Source organism: Synechococcus sp. H60.1, assembly GCF_047462335.1.
In the GTDB taxonomy this organism is placed as follows: Bacteria; Cyanobacteriota; Cyanobacteriia; order Thermostichales; family Thermostichaceae; genus Thermostichus.
Window position 1 is genome coordinate 1 of sequence record NZ_JANSJA010000200.1, and the last position, 722, is coordinate 722.

Here is a 722-nt window from a genome sequence, read left to right on the forward strand (position 1 = left end):
GACGCTCTAGCTGCCATAAAAGCGCGCATCTCCGCTGACAAGTTCGATCCCAGCCAGCTTCTATCGGAAGCGGAGATCCGCGAGCTGGTGGCCTATGCCACGGAAGCTCCTTCCTCCTTCAACATCCAGCACTGGCGGTTTGTTGCTGTCACGGCTCCCGAGGACAAAGAGCGCCTTAAGGCCCTGGCCTACAACCAACAGAAGGTGGCGGATGCGGCGGTGGTGTTTATTGTCCTGGGGGATCTGAAAGGCTATGAGAAGCTGCCTGAGATTGTCCAAAGGGCTGTGGCCGCCGGGATCCTCCCTCCGGAACGGGCGGAAAGCTGGGTCAACATGGCCCAAGCCACCTACGCCAACAACCCTGCCTTGGCGCGGGATGAGGCAATTCGCTCCGGGGCGCTGGCGGCCATGGCACTGATGATCGCGGCCCAGGCAAAGGGCTTGGTGAGCGGGCCGATGATTGGCTTTGACCCAGAGGGGGTGAAACGGGAGTTCAGGATTGCCGACCGCTACGTGCCGGTGATGCTGCTGGCAGTGGGCTACCCCGCCGCGGGCAACTTGCCGCGCAAACCCCGCCTGGGGGTGGAGGAGGTGCTGGCTTTTGGGCGAGGACGGGAGTTTTAGGACAGGGGGGCGGGGGCATCTGGGTGGGCGGGAGTTCCCCAGCCCATTTCAACGTAAGGCGCGGGATTCCCCACCCGGGTGGGGAGGGATAGCGCCTC

The 722-nt window shown here is 63.6% G+C and carries 1 protein-coding gene; it reads left to right on the top strand.

The window, feature by feature from the left end; translation table 11 throughout:
• A partial coding sequence (locus NW852_RS10205; protein ID WP_414426707.1) for a nitroreductase family protein occupies window positions 1–624 on the top strand: 624 nt, incomplete at its 5' end.
• Window positions 625–722: the final 98 nt, after the last annotated feature.